The sequence below is a fragment of the Georgenia sp. Z2081 genome (assembly GCF_055326445.1).
This window is the reverse complement of record NZ_JBUZNK010000002.1, coordinates 33925-49690: the sequence shown is the minus strand read 5'-3', so window position 1 is coordinate 49690 and position 15766 is coordinate 33925. Positions and strand designations below refer to the sequence as shown.

The following is a 15766-nucleotide window of genomic DNA, read 5'->3' as shown; positions in this document are numbered from 1 at the left end:
CGCGGTGGGCGACGCCGTCGAGTATCCGCGCGGCGGCCCCCAAGGGCCGCGCATCTGCGGGTCAGCTGATGGTGATGGAGTCGAGGATCGACTCGAAGTCGGCCTCGTGGGTGTCGAACTGCTCCACCGGTGCCTGGAGGGAGACCTCGACGAACGAGCCGTCGTCGAGCGGGAAGCCGTAGGCGCGCTGACGCATCTCCCCCTCGCCCGGGTCCTGCTCGAACTCCAGGCCCTCGGCGTCGTGCCCGGCGATGTCCCGCGGCTCGATCTCGGTGAGCTCCGAGGTGTCCTGGCCGCTCTGCTCGAGCAGCTCGATGTACGAGCCGTCACCGATGGTGCCGGGCGCGTAGCGGGTGACCGATGCCCCGGTCGGGAACGGCTCCGCCGGGTCGAGCGCGTACGAGTGCATCTCCGCGACTCCCTGCGGCAGCGGACCGGCCGCGTCCGCCTGCAGGTCCTCCCAGCCCTCGGGCCAGGTGATCTCGATGCGCTCCTCGCCCGCGGCACCGCTCTCCGACTCGCCGCCGGGGCCGGGGCCGGGACCGGCCGAGCCGGCCTCGCTCTCCGACTCGCCACCGCCGGGGGCGCCCGCGGCATCGTCCGAGCCGGACTCCGACGGGCTCTCGCCGACGCCGGGTTCGTCCGACCCGGTCTCGTCGCCACCGCTGGGAGCCTCTGCCGGAGCGTCCATGGTGGCCGGGGACTCCTCGTCGTCGCCCCCGCCGCAGGCGGCGAGCGTGAGGCCCGCGCCGAGCGCGACAGCCGCGACGAGCGAACGACGGACAGGTGCGTGCGTGATGTTCATGCCTTCCACTGTCGCTGACATGCCGCGCGGACGGGGATCGGGGCGCGCGTGGAGGCACCCGCCACGCACGACGACGGCGCCGCCCGAGGTGGGCGACGCCGTCGTGGAGCCGTGGAACGGTCCGTCAGGACCGTCCGCGGAGGGGTCAGTTGATGGTGATGGAGTCCAGGATCGACTCGAAGTCGGCCTCGTGGGTCTCGAACTCCTCGGCGGAGGAGGACAGGACGACCTCGACGAACGAGCCGTCGTCGAGCTGCACGCCGTAGGCGCGCTGCAGGATCGGGCCGGTGCCCGGGTCCTGCTCGAACTCCAGGCCCTCGGCCTCGTTACCGTCGATGTCGCGCGGCTCGATCTCGGTGAAGGACGACGTGTCCTGGCCGCTCTGCTCGAGCAGCTCGATGTAGGAGCCCTCGCCCATGATGCCCTCGGCGTACCGGATGACCGTCACGTTGGTCGCGAAGGTCTCGGAGTCGGTGAGCCCGTAGGCGTGCATCTCCTCGACGCCGTCGGGCGTCGGCATCTCGGTGACCTCGGTCAGGTCCTCCCAGCCCTCGGGCCAGGTGATCTCGATGCGCTCCTCGCCCGCGGCGTCGCTGCCCGACTCGCCGCCGGCAGCGCCGTCCGAGCCGGCCTCGCTCTCGGACTCGCCGGGCAGGCCCGCGGCGTCGTCCGACTCGGTCTCGCCGCCGAGGCCCGAGTCGTCGGACTCGGTCTCCTCGTCCTCGGAGGGCGCCTCGGGCTCCTCCTCGGCGGGCGGAGCCTCCTCGGTGGTCGTCGACTCCTCGTCGTCGCCCCCGCCGCAGGCGGCGAGCGTGAGGCCCGCGCCGAGCGCGACAGCCGCGACGAGCGAACGACGGACAGGTGTGTGCGTGATGTTCATGCGAACCACTTTCCAGTAGGGGTCTGGTCTGAGCGGGGAGGTTCGACGGGGACATGTCCCCGTGAGGCGTTCCCCACGTGCTTGCTCGCTCAGTCGATGACGACGGAGTCGAGAATCTCCTCGAAGACGGGGATGAGGCCGGCGAACGTGGTCTGCTCGGCCACGAGCGTGATCTCGACGAGGCCGCCGTCGTCGAGCTCGACGGGGTAGAGGTGCTGGACGACCGGCCCGGTGTCGGCCTCGGTGACGCGCTCGTACGGGGTGACCGTCGTCCCGTCGACGTCCCGTGCGGGCAGCTCGAGGAGCTCGGCGAGATCGGTCCCCTGCTCCTCGAGGATCTCGGTGTAGGACCGCCCGTCGACCGTGCTCTCACCGAACGACATGACGACGACGGACGTCGCGTACTCCGTGGTCGGGTCCCCGTACGCCTGGACCTCGGCGCCCTCGGGGGTCGTCGAGATGTAAGGGGCGAGGTCCTCCCACTCGTCGGGCCACGTGATGTCGACCGCGGGGCCGTCGAACGGCTCCTCGGTCTCCGTCTCGCTCTCCGACGCGGACTCGGCATCGGTCGCGGTCTCGTCGGACGGTGTCTCCTGCCCGGACGTCTCCGACTCGTCGTCGCCCCCGCCGCAGGCGGCGAGCGTGAGCGAACCGACGGTCACGGCCAGTGCCGCGGCCGCCCGGGAGCTCGTCGGTCGGATTCTCATCGCCACCACAGTTGCACCACCGGCGCCCGCCCGCACCTCTGCCTCGCGTGAGAAAGCCCGCACGCAGGCGGGACGGGGCGCCGTAGATCGGCGCTCCCGCACCGTTCCACGGCTCTCTTCGCCGAGGGTGAACATCGAGTGCGGCACGCGGCGCCGCACCAGGTCAGACGTTCACAACGGGCCCGGTGTCACCACGCCGGACCCGCTGCCCGAGGAGATCTCAGCCGCCGATGACGATCGAGTCGAGGATCGCCTCGAACGTCCCCACGTGCTCGTCGAACTCCTCGACGTCGGCGGAGTAGACGACCTCGACCGCACTGCCGTCCTCGAGGACCACGCCGTGCATCTGCTGGCGGTAGGTCAGGCCACCGCCGCTCGCGTCGGTCGAGTACCCCGTCGCCGGGTGGCCGCCGATCTCCCGGTCCGGCACCGCGCGGAGCTCGTCGGGCGCGAGCCCCTGCGCCTCGACCATCTCGTCGTAGGAGCCGCCGGTCGCCGTGCCCGGCGGGTAGGCGACGACCACGACGTTGGTCGAGAAGCCGGCCGGGTTCGGGATGCCGTAGGCCTGCAGGTCGTAGGTCGGCGGGACGCTCCCGCCGAGGTCCGAGGAGAGGTCGGTCCAGTCCTCGGGCCAGGCCACCTCGACCTGGGGCACGCCGCCCGGGGCCCCGGCGGGGTCGTCGGTGGGTTCGTCCGTGGGGTCGTCGGCGGGTTCGTCCGTGGGGGCGTCGGACGCGTCCTGGGAGGGTCCCTCCTCGGCCGGCTCGGAGGACTCCGACGAGTCGTCGGGCTCCTCCTCGGCCGGCTCGGACGTCTCGGCCGGTGCGGGGGTGTCGTCGGGCGACGGCGCGATCTGCGAGCTGTCGTCGTCGCCCCCGCCGCATGCGGCAAGGACCAGGGCGGAGGCGAGGGTCAATGACGCGGTCGCGGCCAGGCGCGAGGGCGAAGGTGTCTGCATGCCACAAGTATCGCAGTCGTCGCCCCTCGCGGAGACGACCCCGCCGGTGATTCCCGCCCTGGTGGCAGGGGCGCAGGGCGGTGCCCGGGACGGCCTGAGGCCCGGGACCGAGCTGCTCGGTCCCGGGCCTCAGGTCCGGTCGTCGGTCGGGTCGGAGGTCAGCCGATGACGGCGGAGTCGAGCACCGTCTCGAACAGCTCCATACCCTCGGTGATCTGGTCGACCTCGGCCGAGAGCACGAACTCGACGATGCTGCCGTCCTCGAGCACCACGCCGTACAGGCGCTGACGGAAGGTCTCGCCGGCCTCGGACGCGTCCTGCTGGTAGCCCATCGCGGTGTGGCCGTCGATCTCGCGCTCGCCGACCTCGGCCAGCTGGCCGGAGTCGCCGCCGAGCTCCTCGACGAGCAGGTCGCCGTAGGTCGCGCCCTCGGGGGCGGTGCCCGCCGGGTACGTGGTGACGACGCCGTTCATCGAGAAGCCGTCCGGGTTCGGCTCGCCGTGCACCTGCACCTCGAGGCCCGGCTGCGCGGGCACCTGGTCGGACATGTCGACCCACTCCGAGGGCCAGGAGACCTCGACCTGGGGGAACTCGCCCGAGGCGGCCGCGCCGTCGTCAGCGTCGTCGTCGCCGGGCTGCTCGGCCGCGTCGTCGTCCGCGTCGTCGGAGGGCGCCTCGTCCGTGCCGTCGTCAGCGCCGTCGTCGCCGGGCTCCTCGGCCGCGTCGTCGTCCGCGTCGTCGGACGGCGCCTCGTCCGTGTCGTCGTCGGTGGGCTCGTCCTCGGACGGCTCCGCGGGCTCCGTCGTCGTGGTGTCGTCGTCGGGCGAGGGAGCGATGGTGTCGTCGCCGCCGCACGCCGCGAGCGTGAGCGCGGCGGCGAGGGCGAGGCTGGCAGTGGCTGCGTGACGGGGGGTAACAGTTCGCCTGTTCATGCCTTCACGCTAAACCGCCGACGGCCGTCCCCTGTATCGCCGTCATGGGGATGTCTGACCAGGTAGGGCTACCCGTCGGCCCGGCGCCGGCCAACCTCACTCGACGCCGGACCTGCCTCACTCGATGGTGATCGACCCGGCGACCTGCCGCATGCCCGGCAGGTCCCCCTCCTCGTCGGCGGCGTCCATCGCGAACTGCAGCTCCCACTGGTAGCCGCCCTCGAAGATCGGGTAGGTGTACTGGACGAACCCGCCCGTCGGGGTCGACATCTCGACCCGCAGCCCCTCGACGGTGGCGCCGTCGACGGTCAGCGGATCGGCGTCCGTCATCTCGGCGTCCGGTGGACGCTGCTGCTCGAGCGCCTCCCGGTAGGCCTCGTACGAACCTGCGCCGCCCTCGATGGCGGTGAGCGTCACCTGGGTGCCGTTGGCGGCGGTCGCCAGCGGGGCGGCGCCCATGACGATCGTCGGGTGCCCCTCGTAGGCGAACGACAGGTCGTTCCACTCCTCGGGGAGCGTGTAGCTCACCGTCCCGGCGTCGTGCTCGACGGTCAGCTGCTCGCCGTCGAGCGGCGGAGCCTCCTCCTCGGCACCGTCGGAGGTGGGCTCCTCCTCGGACTCGTCCGTCTCCTCCTCCGGGTCGGCAGGCCCGTCGTCGGCCGCGCTCGGCGCCTCCGGGTCGTCGGTCCCGTCCGTGGTGGACTCCTCGCTCTCCTCGCCGGCGGTGGGCTGCTCGGAGGCGGACCCGGACGGTGACTCCTCGGCCTCGGTGGTCTCCTCGTCGTCGAGGCTCTCGACCGGGCTGCAGGCGGCGAGCGCCGCCGCCAGGGCGAGCGTCGCGCCGACGCCGATGCTGCGACCGTGTCGCATGGGGACTCCTTCGGAGGTGGGGACGAGGAAGGACGCGTCGACGGCCCCGGGGGTGGGGCCGCCGGCGGGGTCAGGAGAAGATCGGGCCCGAGGTGCGGCTGCGCTTGAGCTCGTACATGCCGGGGACGGAGACCACCAGGGCGAAGCCGTCCCACAGCCGTAGGGCGTCGTCGCCGGTCGGGGCGGGCGTGACGACGGGGCCGAAGAACGCGGAGTCGCCGTACCTGATGACGGGCACGCCCACGTCGTCACCCACGAGGTCCTGCGCGGCCTGGGTCGTGGCGCGGAAGGCGGCGTCCAGCGAGGTGTCGTCGGCGGCGTCGAGGAGGTCGGCCGGCAGGTCGAGCTCGGCGAGCGCCTCAGCGACGACCCCCGAGCCCTCGTCCGTGCGGCCGGCCGGGTGGAACCGCGTGCCGACGGCGGTGTAGAGCGCCGCGAACTGCTCGTCGGTCAGGCGCTCCTTGGCGGCCTGGAAGATGCGCACGACCCCCCACTGCCTCTCGAGCCCCGCCCGGTACTCCTCGGGGACGTCCTTGCCCTCGTTGATGATGACGAGCGGCATGAGGTGCAGGTGGAGGTTGAGGCCGCGGACCTCGGCGACCTCGGTGAGCCAGCGGGAGGTCATCCACGCCCACGGGCAGTGCGGGTCGAAGAACAGGTCGACGTCGTTCGGCTGGAAGGAGGCGGAGTCCGACATGACCCCATCGTCACACGTGGTACCGCAGCGGGGCGGGAGCACCGCCGGTCGGCTCGAGCGTCGCAGCGGTCACGGCACCGTTACGCTGCCTGGTGGCGCGACGCGCCCGGCCGGGACCACGGCGGTCCCGGTGCGTCATCCTCGAGCCCCAGGAGCCCCCGTGCCCGCAGAGAACCTCACCCGGGCGGAGGCCGCCGAGCGCGCCTCCCTCGTCGCCACGCAGACCTACCGGGTCGAGCTCGACCTCACCCGGGGGCCAGAGGTGTTCGGCTCGACGACGACACTCACCTTCACGGCGACGCCCGGATCCTCGACGTTCGTCGACCTCATCGCTCCCGCGGTCCACCGGATCACCCTCAACGGCGCCGACGTCGACACCTCCGCCTTCGCCGACTCGCGCATCGCCCTGTCCGGCCTCGCGCAGACCAACGAGCTCGTCGTGGAGGCCGAGGGCGCGTACATGACCACCGGCGAGGGGCTGCACCGCTTCGTCGACCCGGTCGACGAGAAGGTGTACCTCTACTCGCAGTTCGAGGTCGCCGACGCCCGGCGCGTCTTCGCCTGCTTCGAGCAGCCCGACCTCAAGGCCGAGTTCTCCTTCGTCGTCACGGCTCCGGCCCAGTGGACGGTCTTCTCCAACGAGGCGGCCGCCGAGGTCACGGACGCGGCCGCGCAGGCCGGCGAGGTCGACGGGGCCGGTGCGCGGACCTGGACCTTCGCCCCCACCGCCCGCATCTCGACCTACCTCACGGCGATCGTCGCCGGCCCCTACGCGGGCACCACCGGCGAGCTCACCTCCAGCGACGGCCGCACGATCCCCCTGGGCGTCTACGCCCGCGCCTCGATCGCCGAGCACCTCGACGCCGAGACGATCATGGACGTCACGCGCCAGGGCTTCGCGTTCTACGAGGAGGCGTTCGACCGCCCCTACCCGTTCACGAAGTACGACCAGGTGTTCGTGCCGGAGTTCAACGCGGGCGCCATGGAGAACGTCGGGCTGGTCACCTACCTCGAGAACTACGTCTTCCGCGGTCCGGTGTCCGGGGCCGTGAGGGAGCGCCGCGTCATCACGATCCTGCACGAGCTCGCCCACATGTGGTTCGGCGACCTGGTGACGATGCGCTGGTGGAACGACCTGTGGCTCAACGAGTCGTTCGCCGAGTACGCCTCGCACCTGTCCGCCGCCGAGGGGCTGGGCATCGACGACGCGTGGGTGACGTTCACGTCGCTCGAGAAGGCGTGGGCGCTGGACCAGGACCAGCTGCCGACCACCCATCCGATCGTCGCGTCGATCGAGGACCTCGAGGACGTCGAGGTCAACTTCGACGGCATCACCTACGCCAAGGGCTCCTCCGTGCTCACCCAGCTCGTGACGTTCGTCGGCAAGGACGCCTTCCTCACGGGCCTGCGCCGATACTTCGCCACGCACGCGTATCGCAACACCGAGCTGTCCGACCTGCTCGTCGAGCTCGAGGCTGCCTCCGGCCGAGACCTGCGCTCGTGGTCGACGGTGTGGCTCGAGTCCGCGGGCGTCACCACGCTCGCGCCTCAGGTCACCACGGAGACCGGCGACGGCGGCGTCGAGCGGATCTCCTCCGCCGCCGTCGTGCAGACCGTGCCCGACACCCACCCCGTGCAGCGGCCCCACCGCCTCGCCGTCGCGGGCTACGACCTCGACGGCGACCGGCTCGTGCGCAGCTGGTCCGAGGAGGTCGACGTCGACGGCGAGCGCACCGAGCTGCCCGTGCTGGTCGGCCGCCCGTGGCCGGCCGTGCTGCTCGTCAACGACGAGGACCTCACCTACGCCAAGGTGCGGCTCGACGACCGCTCGCTCGCGGCGGCGACGCGGCACGTTGACGACTTCGCCGAGGCCATGCCGCGCACGCTGGTGCTCGCCTCGGCCTGGGACATGACCCGGGACGGCCAGTGGGCCGCGAGCCGCTACCTCGACCTCGCGCTGCGGGCGCTGGCGTCCGAGACCCAGCCCACCGCGATGCGGGTCCTCCTCGCCAACGTGCGCACCGCCGTCGAGCGGTACTCCGCCCCCGCCGGCAGGGACCAGGTGCGCGCGGCCGTCGCGGAGGACCTCGTGGCGCTGGCCACGAGCGCCGAGCCCGGCTCGGACGCCCAGCTCCAGCTCTCCCGCGCCGCCGCCCAGCTCGTCGTCACCGACGAGCAGGTCGCCACCGTGCGCGGCTGGATCGACGGCAGCGGTCCGCTGGCCGGCCAGGAGGTCGACCCGCAGCAGCGGTGGGAGGTCCTGCGCGGCCTCGCGCTCGCCGGGGCCCTCACCGAGGACGACGTGACGGCGGCCCTCGACGCCGACCCGTCCGCGACCGGCCGGGAGCACGCCGTCTGGGTGCGGTCCGCACGCCCCACGGCCGAGGCCAAGCAGTGGGTGTGGGACAACGTCGTGGCGGCGGCCAACCTGCCGAACACGCAGCAGCGGTACGCCGCGCTCGGGTTCGCCGACGTCCGCGACCCGGCGGTGCTCGCGCCGTTCGTGCGGCCCTACCTCGACTCCCTCACGCGCGTGTGGGCCGAGCAGACCAACGAGATGGCGCAGAACGTGGTCACCTACGCGTTCCCGGCCGCCCTGGCGGGCCGGTCCGCAGAGGCGGGCGTCGACGTCGTGACCGAGACCCGGGCCTGGCTGGACGCGCACGCGGAGGCCCCCGCCGCGCTGCGCCGGCTCGTGGCCGAGCGGCTCGACACCGCCGAGCGTGCCGTGCGCGCCCAGGCGGTCGACACGGGGCGCTGAGGGACCGAGGAGGCACCGCCCCGCTGGGGGCTGGCTGCCCTTCCACAGCGGGTCGCCACTCTCCTGGAGGGGGTGGCCGGCCTCCCGCCGGGGTGGCCGGCCTCCCGCCGGGGTGGCCGGCCTCCCGCCGGGGTGGCCGACCTTCCGGGACGAGGTAGGGGTCAGCCTGCCGCAGCCACCGGCGCGCCCTGCCCCGGCCAGGCACCGGCACGGGCACGGGCTCGGCGGCCGGCTCAGTCCGTGCCGCGCCCCATCGCCTCGTTGACCGTCCGCAGGAGCGAGCGGACCCGCGGGTGGGCGTGCAGGTCGTCGAGGAGGACCACCTGCTCGGTGCCGTCGGCGAGCGGCACCTTCCAGTTCGGGTACTCGGTGTGCGTGCCCGGCTGGTTCTGCGCGCGCCTCTCCCCGACCGCGTCCACGAGCGAGACGCCGACCAGGTAGCTCGGCGTGGCCGCGACGTAGGCGTGCAGCGCCTCGAGGATCTCGCGCTCGGAGGGGTCCTTCCCCACCAGCCCGAGCTCACGCAGCCGCTCGACGGCGCGGCGCCGCTCGAGGGCCGACTCCGCGCGCACCTGCTCCACCGGCTCGACCAGGAGCCCGAGGCGCTCGCGCAGGTCCACGTGCTCGTCGGCCAGGTAGCCGGCCACCGGCGGGAGGTCGTGCGTGTCGACGGTCGCCAGAGCGAGCCGCCGGTACTCCTCGGGCCGCGTCGGCCGTCCGTCGTCGTCCTTCTCGAACCAGAACACCTGCGTGCCGAGCACGCCGCGCTCCTCGAGGTAGTCCCGCACCCACGGCTCGACCGTGCCCAGGTCCTCCCCGATGACGACCGCGCCGGCGCGGTGCGCCTCGAGCAGCATGACGCCGACCATCGCCTCGTGGTCATAGCTGACGTAGGTGCCCTGGTCGGCGCCGCCGTCGGTCGGGATCCACCACAGGCGGAACAGGCCGGCGACGTGGTCCACCCTGATCGCGCCCGCGTGCCGCAGCACGGTGCGCAGCATCTGGCGCAGGGGCGCGTAGGCGGTGCGCGCGAGGGCGTCCGGCCGCCACGGCGGCTGCGACCAGTTCTGGCCCTGCTGGTTGTACATGTCCGGCGGCGCGCCGACCTCGATCCCGGCGGCGAACACCTCCTGGCCGGACCAGCGCTCGGCGCCCTGGGAGTCGACTCCGACCGCGAGATCGTGCATGATCCCGAGCGACATGCCTGCGTCCTTCGCGGCGCGCTGGGCCGCGGCGAGCTGGTCGTCGAGCACCCACTGCAACCAGGCGAAGAACTCCACGCGGTCGGCGAGCTCGGACCGCTTGAGCGCGACCTGAGGGCTCGCGGGATCGGTGAGCTCGACGGGCCACGGCCGGCCGGCCTGGTCCTCGATGAGCGCGCACCACAGGGCGAAGTCCTCCAGCCCCTCCCCCTCGGTGGCACGGAACCTCTCGAACGCCTGCTGCCTGGCCGGGGTCCGACCTGCCGCGAAGATCACCTCGAGGGCCTGGAGCTTGGCCGCCCACACGGCGTCGCGGTCCAGCGGCTCGTTGGTCTCGTTCAGCGGCCGCACCTCGTCCGCCGCCCACTGCACGAGCGAGCGCTGGGGGCCCGAGAGGTAGGCCGCCTCGTGGATCTCCTCGGGCCGCAGGTAGATCGGGTTGACGAACCGGCGCGTGACCGGGAGGTACGGCGAGGTCGTCATCCCCGCCACGGGCTGCGCGGCGTGCAGCGGGTTGACGAGGACGAAGTCCGCCCCGGAGCTGCCGGCGATCGCGGCCAGCTCGGCGAGGTCGGCAGCATCGCCGAGTCCCCACGAGCGGCGCGAGCGCACGGAGTACAGCTGGGCGGCCAGGCCCCAGCCGCGGCCGCCCTCGAGCTCGGGAAGCTCGAGGCGGTCCGGGGTCACGGCCATCGGTGCGCGTCGACGGCGGGCACCTTCGGGCTCGGCGACCACGGTGTGCCAGCCGAGCGGGAGATCGGCCGGGACCACGAACTCGATCCGGGTGTGCGTACGTCCGTCGACCTCACGCATCTGGGGCGGCTCGGACGCGGCGGCGAGCTGCCACGTGCCACCGTCCTCGAGGTGGACCTCGACGCGGACCTCCGAGCCGAGCGGGACGTAGACGGGCAGGCGGGACTCGCGCCCACGACGCACGACCACCGAGTCCGGCAGGATCTCGCGCCAGGGAGCCAGGTCGTGCTCGGCCAGCGACGCCGTGACGTCGGCGGCGGAGTCGGCGGGCACCCCCAGAGCCCGGAGCGCCGCCCGGATGGTGGCGGCGCTGATCGTCCGGTGCTTCCCGTGGAAGTCCCAGAACTCGGTGGCGACCCCCTTGAGGTCAGCCAGACGCGCGAGGTCCTTCGAGGGTGTCGCGGCGTCGCCGGCGTCCGACATTGAGCTCCTTATCCGTGGCCCGCGCTGGCCGGCCTGCTGATCGTTCGGGACTCCCCGATCCTGCCAGAGCGGGACCGTCGACGACGCGAGGTGGTGCCGTGGTGCCGCACCGGTCGCGCGGGTGACAATGGTGAGATGACGACGAGCGACCGGTCGAGCCAGACGGCCCAGCGCGCGGAGCTGTACGCCCGCCTCGGCGGCCACGACACGTTCGAGCGCCTGACCAGGAGGTTCTACGAGGGCGTCGCGACCGACGAGGTCCTCGCCCCGATGTACGAGGGCGACCTCGACGGCGGCGAGGAACGGCTGCGCATGTTCCTCGAGCAGTACTGGGGCGGACCGACGACCTACCAGGAGCAGCGCGGGCACCCGAGGTTGCGGATGCGGCACCAGCCGTTCCGGGTGACGCCGGACGCCCGGGACCGCTGGCTCACGCACATGCGCGCAGCCCTCGACGACGTCGCTCTCGACCCGGAGGCCGACCGCGCCATGTGGGACTACTTCGTGCGCGCGGCCGACGCCATGATCAACACGCTCGAGCCGCGGCCGTGAGCGGCGACGCCCCGTCCCGGGTCGGCGTGCCGTCCGTGCCCCCGCCGCCGGGAGCCCGGCACGGCGTGCTCGACGTCCCGGACAGCGACTCGGCGCAGATGCGGCAGATCCTGGACTCGCTGCGGCTCGAGCGCACCGGCCCGGACTCGTTCGCGGGCGGCTCCCTGCCCCAGCTGTCCGGACGGATCTACGGCGGTCAGGTCCTCGCGCAGGCCCTGCTCGCCGCGGACGACACGCTCACCGACGACGGCCCGCGGTACCTCCACTCCGCGCACGGGTACTTCCTGCGGCCGGGCCGTTCTCAGGACGGGGTGACCCTCGCCGTCGAGCAGCTCCACGACGGTCGGTCCTTCTCCACGCGGCGCACGCACGCGTTCCAGCACGGCAAGCCGATCCTGTCGATCATCTCCTCGTACCAGAAGTCCCAGCCGGGCCTCGACCACCACGACCCCGCGCCGCAGGCACCGGACCCGGAGACGCTGCCGAGCGCCATCGACCTGTTCGAGTCCGTCGACCATCCGGTGGCGCGCTTCATGTCCTCGACGGCGGCGTTCGACATCCGCCACGTGGGTGGCAACCTCTACCTCGGGCCCGACCCGGACCGGGCCGAGCGGCAGATGCTGTGGATGCGGGCCCGCACCCCGCTCCCGGAGAGCACCAGCCAGCTCCTGCACCGCGCCCTGCTCGCGTACGCGTGCGACCAGGTGATGCTCGAGCCCGTCCTGCGCCGACAGGGGCTGGCGTGGCGCTCGGAGGGACTGTCGATGGCGTCCCTGGACCACTCGATGTGGTGGCACCGCGAGGTCCGGGTCGACGAGTGGCTGCTGTTCGTCCAGCGCTCGCCGTCCGCGCAGGGTGGGCGTGGGCTCGGCACGGCCGAGGTCTACGACCGGTCCGGCGCGCTCGTCTCGTCGATCGGCCAGGAGGGCATGGTCCGGGTGCCCGACCCCGACCCGCCGCTGGCTGCCTCCGGTCCGGACGGGGAGTGGCGCCGGCCGTCCCTGCGGTGAGCCGACCCGATGAGGCGGTTCAGGCGCCGTCCTGGGCGGTCGCCGAGGCAGCGTCGGACGTGTCTCGGTCCCGGCGCCGGAAACGTATCGCAGGATCCATGAACTCGGACCAGACTGAACGTTCGTCCGCGGTGAGCCTGCGCGGACGGCCGGTCTCCTCGTCGACGAGGACGAGCGTGGTCATGGCACGCGCGGCCGGACCGTCCGGTCCGGGGATCTCGTAGCAGACCTCGATCGACGCGCCACCCAGGTGCGAGATCCACAGCTCGACCTGCAGCGGCTCGAGGGAGTACGGGACGGGCGCCAGGTACTCGATCTCCTGGCGGGCGATGTAGGTATTGGTCCCGGAGCCGGGGCCGGTCGCGAGGACCTTGGTGCCCGGCGCGTCGGCGGCCGCCTGGAGGGCGGACATGGTCGGGCCCGAGGTCGCCGGTGCCTCGGCGGGTGGGCCCGCCGGGTCCCCGGGGACGGACGCCCAGAACGCCTGGATGCGGCACTCCTCGAGGATGCCGAGCATCCGGGCGTTGTTGACGTGCCGGTAGGCGTCGATGTCCGACCAGCGCAGGCGCACGGGAATCGTCAGGCGAGGCATGGCAGCCATTGTCCTCCGTGCGCCGGGTGCCCGGGGACGACGGCGGCGGGGAACCGGCATGCAGCCGTGCTCCCCGCCCGCCGACGAGCCCCGGGCCGGCCGGCCCGGTCCACTGACCTATCGGCGGTCGCCACCGCGCGTCACGGCGACGACGATCTCGATGAAACCGCGCAGCAGCGCGATCTTGAGCACGACGACGAGCAGGCTGAGCACCCACGCCACCCAGAGCCCCGCGGGCACGTCGCCGCGACCGGCGGTGAGCGTGAAGAGCTGGGAGAGCCACTCGATCGCGAGGACGGCGACGCCGATGTAGAAGACCGTCGAGGCGAACCGCGCCACGGCCGAGCGGGAGAAGTCGCCGGAGAACAGGGCGGCGAAGATGTTGCCGCCGGAGGACTGCGGGGCGAACTGCTGGCCCGGTGCGCCGTATCCGCCGGGAGCCGGGCCGGCCGCCGCCTGACCGTAGCCCGGCTGGCCGTAACCGCCGGGGGCCTGGCCCGACGCAGGCTGTCCGTAGCCCTGTTGCCCGTAGCCCTGCTGCCCATAGCCCTGGTCGTAGTCGGCCGGCCGGCCCTGCGGCTGGCCGGGGCCGGCCGGGCCGCCGGGCCCGGGTGCCGATGCTGCCGAGGGGTCGTACTCAGTCACGTGTGTCTCCTGCGTCGTCGGGAATCGGCCGGAGGGCCGCCCGAGACCATATCGGACGCGAGCGGGCGTGAACCACCGAGGCCCAGGCGTGCACCAACGAGGCCCCCGCGGTCTCGCGGAGGCCTCGTGGACCGGCCGGACACCCCGGAGGGTGTCCGGCCGGGTGGTCGTCGGTCGCGCGTCAGTCGCGCGTGAGCTTGCGGTAGGTGACCGAGTGGGGACGAGCCGCCTCGGGGCCCAGGCGCTGGATCTTGTTGGCCTCGTAGGACTCGAAGTTGCCCTCGAACCAGTACCAGCTCGCCGGGTTCTCCTCCGTGCCCTCCCACGCGAGGATGTGGGTGGCCACGCGGTCGAGGAACCACCGGTCGTGCGTGACGACGACCGCGCAGCCCGGGAACTCCAGCAGGGCGTTCTCCAGCGAGCCGAGGGTCTCGACGTCGAGGTCGTTCGTGGGCTCGTCGAGCAGGAGGAGGTTGCCGCCCTGCTTGAGGGTGAGCGCGAGGTTGAGGCGGTTGCGCTCACCGCCCGAGAGCACGCCGGCCCGCTTCTGCTGGTCCGGTCCCTTGAACCCGAACGCCGAGACGTAGGCGCGCGAGGGCATCTCGACGTTGCCGACCTGGATGTAGTCCATCCCGTCGGAGACGACCTCCCACAGGCTCTTGTCCGGGTCGATACCGCCACGCGACTGGTCGACGTAGCTGATCTTCACGGTCTCGCCGATCGTCAGGTCTCCGGAGTCCAACGGCTCCAGCCCGACGATCGTCTTGAACAGCGTGGTCTTGCCGACCCCGTTGGGGCCGATGACGCCGACGATGCCGTTGCGCGGCAGGCTGAAGGACAGCCCGTCGATGAGGACGCGGTCGCCGAACCCCTTGTGCAGGTCGTCCGCCTCGATGACGACGTTGCCCAGGCGCGGCCCGGGCGGGATCTGGATCTCCTCGAAGTCGAGCTTCCTCGTGCGCTCGGCCTCGGCCGCCATCTCCTCGTACCGGGCGAGACGGGCCTTGGACTTGGCCTGCCGGCCCTTGGCGTTGGAGCGCACCCACTCGAGCTCGTCGGCCAGGCGCTTGGCCATCTTCGCGTCCTTCTTGCCCTGGACCTCGAGGCGCTGCTGCTTCTTCTCCAGGTAGGTGGAGTAGTTGCCCTCGTAGGGGTACAGGCGGCCGCGGTCGACCTCGGCGATCCACTCAGCCACGTGATCGAGGAAGTACCGGTCGTGCGTGACGGCGATGACGGCGCCGGGGTACTTCGACAGGTGCTGCTCGAGCCAGAGCACGGACTCCGCGTCGAGGTGGTTCGTGGGCTCGTCCAGCAGGAGCAGGTCGGGCTGCTCGAGGAGGAGCTTGCACAGCGCGACTCGACGCCGCTCACCGCCAGAGAGGTTGGTCACGGGAGCGTCCGGCGGCGGGCAGCGCAGGGCGTCCATCGCCTGGGCGAGCTGGGCGTCGATGTCCCAGGCGTTCGCCGCGTCGATCTCCGTCTGGAGCTTGCCCATCTCCTCCATCAGGGCGTCGAAGTCGGCGTCGGGCTCGGCCATCTCGTTGCCGATCTCGTTGAACCGCTCGACCTTGGACAGGATCTCGCCGACGCCTTCCTGGACGTTGCCGAGGACCGTCTTCTCCTCGTTCAGCGGCGGCTCCTGCAGCAGGATGCCGACGGTGTGGCCGGGCGTGAGGACCGCGTCGCCGTTCGACGGCTGGTCGAGGCCGGCCATGATCTTGAGGATCGTGGACTTCCCCGCGCCGTTCGGACCGACCATGCCGATCTTGGCGCCCGGGTAGAACGACATCGTCACGTCGTCGAGGATGACCTTGTCCCCGTGGGCCTTGCGGGCCCGGACCATGGAGTAGATGTACTCGGCCACGTATCTCCCTCTCGATCGGGTGGTGGGTGTGCCCGGCCGGATCTGCCGGAGCGCTGTCCCCCAGCGTAGGCGAGCCGGGCGGGGCCGCGGCCCCGCACCGCACGTGCCCGGGGAC

At 72.6% G+C, this 15766-nt stretch carries 14 protein-coding genes; 3 read left to right on the top strand and 11 right to left on the bottom strand.

Annotated features, from left to right (window positions below):
• Nucleotides 1-61: 61 nt before the first annotated feature.
• From ACZLKG_RS04625 to ACZLKG_RS04595, 7 genes are all read right to left on the bottom strand, one after another.
• Entirely contained in the window at nucleotides 62-805 is a 744-nt protein-coding gene (locus tag ACZLKG_RS04625; RefSeq protein ID WP_425708521.1) for a hypothetical protein, read from the bottom strand.
• A gap of 145 nt (nucleotides 806-950) precedes the next feature.
• Nucleotides 951-1685 carry a hypothetical protein gene (locus ACZLKG_RS04620; RefSeq protein ID WP_425708522.1) on the bottom strand — a complete coding sequence of 245 codons (735 nt, stop codon included), beginning with the start codon at nucleotides 1683-1685 and terminating at the stop codon, nucleotides 951-953.
• A gap of 89 nt (nucleotides 1686-1774) precedes the next feature.
• The gene (locus ACZLKG_RS04615) at nucleotides 1775-2392 is read right to left on the bottom strand and encodes a hypothetical protein (protein ID WP_425708523.1); all 618 of its coding nucleotides are present in this window, start codon (nucleotides 2390-2392) and stop codon (nucleotides 1775-1777) included.
• 220 nt (nucleotides 2393-2612) lie between these two features.
• Nucleotides 2613-3350 (bottom strand): hypothetical protein, encoded by a 738-nt coding sequence (locus ACZLKG_RS04610; protein WP_425708524.1) that lies wholly within the window; start codon nucleotides 3348-3350, stop codon nucleotides 2613-2615.
• A 158-nt stretch (nucleotides 3351-3508) separates the two neighbouring features.
• Nucleotides 3509-4282 carry a hypothetical protein gene (locus ACZLKG_RS04605; protein WP_425708525.1) on the bottom strand — a complete coding sequence of 258 codons (774 nt, stop codon included), beginning with the start codon at nucleotides 4280-4282 and terminating at the stop codon, nucleotides 3509-3511.
• Between the two features lie 117 nt (nucleotides 4283-4399).
• Nucleotides 4400-5152 carry a hypothetical protein gene (locus tag ACZLKG_RS04600; protein ID WP_425708526.1) on the bottom strand — a complete coding sequence of 251 codons (753 nt, stop codon included), beginning with the start codon at nucleotides 5150-5152 and terminating at the stop codon, nucleotides 4400-4402.
• 70 nt (nucleotides 5153-5222) lie between these two features.
• A complete protein-coding gene (locus ACZLKG_RS04595) occupies nucleotides 5223-5849 on the bottom strand; it encodes a mycothiol-dependent nitroreductase Rv2466c family protein (RefSeq protein ID WP_425708527.1) in 627 nt (208 codons plus the stop codon).
• Nucleotides 5850-6009: 160 nt separating this feature from the next.
• On the opposite strand from ACZLKG_RS04595, the gene pepN reads away from it, so the two are divergent.
• Nucleotides 6010-8610 carry an aminopeptidase N gene (gene pepN, locus ACZLKG_RS04590; RefSeq protein WP_463648108.1) on the top strand — a complete coding sequence of 867 codons (2601 nt, stop codon included), beginning with the start codon at nucleotides 6010-6012 and terminating at the stop codon, nucleotides 8608-8610.
• Nucleotides 8611-8843: 233 nt separating this feature from the next.
• On the opposite strand, the gene malQ is transcribed toward pepN, so the two are convergent.
• On the bottom strand, nucleotides 8844-10988 hold the full coding sequence (gene malQ, locus ACZLKG_RS04585) for a 4-alpha-glucanotransferase (protein WP_463648107.1): 2145 nt from the start codon (nucleotides 10986-10988) through the stop codon (nucleotides 8844-8846).
• Nucleotides 10989-11123: 135 nt separating this feature from the next.
• Between malQ and ACZLKG_RS04580 the strand changes: the two genes are divergently transcribed.
• Together ACZLKG_RS04580 and ACZLKG_RS04575 are read left to right on the top strand one after the other, a co-directional pair.
• Nucleotides 11124-11540 (top strand): globin, encoded by a 417-nt coding sequence (locus ACZLKG_RS04580; protein ID WP_463648106.1) that lies wholly within the window; start codon nucleotides 11124-11126, stop codon nucleotides 11538-11540.
• Between the two features lie 98 nt (nucleotides 11541-11638).
• A complete protein-coding gene (locus ACZLKG_RS04575; RefSeq protein WP_463648213.1) occupies nucleotides 11639-12550 on the top strand; it encodes an acyl-CoA thioesterase in 912 nt (303 codons plus the stop codon).
• 19 nt (nucleotides 12551-12569) lie between these two features.
• Here ACZLKG_RS04575 and ACZLKG_RS04570 read toward each other — a convergent pair whose 3' ends face one another.
• From ACZLKG_RS04570 to ettA, 3 genes are all read right to left on the bottom strand, one after another.
• Nucleotides 12570-13142: an acyl-CoA thioesterase gene (locus tag ACZLKG_RS04570; protein WP_463648105.1), complete on the bottom strand. Its 573-nt coding sequence runs from the start codon at nucleotides 13140-13142 to the stop codon at nucleotides 12570-12572.
• Nucleotides 13143-13259: 117 nt separating this feature from the next.
• Nucleotides 13260-13787 (bottom strand): DUF4282 domain-containing protein, encoded by a 528-nt coding sequence (locus ACZLKG_RS04565; RefSeq protein WP_463648104.1) that lies wholly within the window; start codon nucleotides 13785-13787, stop codon nucleotides 13260-13262.
• A gap of 181 nt (nucleotides 13788-13968) precedes the next feature.
• A complete protein-coding gene (gene ettA, locus ACZLKG_RS04560; protein WP_425708534.1) occupies nucleotides 13969-15651 on the bottom strand; it encodes an energy-dependent translational throttle protein EttA in 1683 nt (560 codons plus the stop codon).
• Between the last annotated feature and the right edge of the window lie 115 nt (nucleotides 15652-15766).

What these genes read in the sequence shown, in the direction of transcription:
- ACZLKG_RS04625 (WP_425708521.1), bottom strand. Translation starts at nt 805, where the DNA reads ATGAACATCACGCACGCACCTGTCCGTCGTTCGCTCGTCGCGGCTGTC.
- ACZLKG_RS04620 (WP_425708522.1), bottom strand. Translation starts at nt 1,685, where the DNA reads ATGAACATCACGCACACACCTGTCCGTCGTTCGCTCGTCGCGGCTGTC.
- ACZLKG_RS04615 (WP_425708523.1), bottom strand. Translation starts at nt 2,392, where the DNA reads ATGAGAATCCGACCGACGAGCTCCCGGGCGGCCGCGGCACTGGCCGTG.
- ACZLKG_RS04610 (WP_425708524.1), bottom strand. Translation starts at nt 3,350, where the DNA reads ATGCAGACACCTTCGCCCTCGCGCCTGGCCGCGACCGCGTCATTGACC.
- ACZLKG_RS04605 (WP_425708525.1), bottom strand. Translation starts at nt 4,282, where the DNA reads ATGAACAGGCGAACTGTTACCCCCCGTCACGCAGCCACTGCCAGCCTC.
- ACZLKG_RS04600 (WP_425708526.1), bottom strand. Translation starts at nt 5,152, where the DNA reads ATGCGACACGGTCGCAGCATCGGCGTCGGCGCGACGCTCGCCCTGGCG.
- ACZLKG_RS04595 (WP_425708527.1), bottom strand. Translation starts at nt 5,849, where the DNA reads ATGTCGGACTCCGCCTCCTTCCAGCCGAACGACGTCGACCTGTTCTTC.
- malQ (WP_463648107.1), bottom strand. Translation starts at nt 10,988, where the DNA reads ATGTCGGACGCCGGCGACGCCGCGACACCCTCGAAGGACCTCGCGCGT.
- ACZLKG_RS04580 (WP_463648106.1), top strand. Translation starts at nt 11,124, where the DNA reads ATGACGACGAGCGACCGGTCGAGCCAGACGGCCCAGCGCGCGGAGCTG.
- ACZLKG_RS04575 (WP_463648213.1), top strand. Translation starts at nt 11,639, where the DNA reads ATGCGGCAGATCCTGGACTCGCTGCGGCTCGAGCGCACCGGCCCGGAC.
- ACZLKG_RS04570 (WP_463648105.1), bottom strand. Translation starts at nt 13,142, where the DNA reads ATGCCTCGCCTGACGATTCCCGTGCGCCTGCGCTGGTCGGACATCGAC.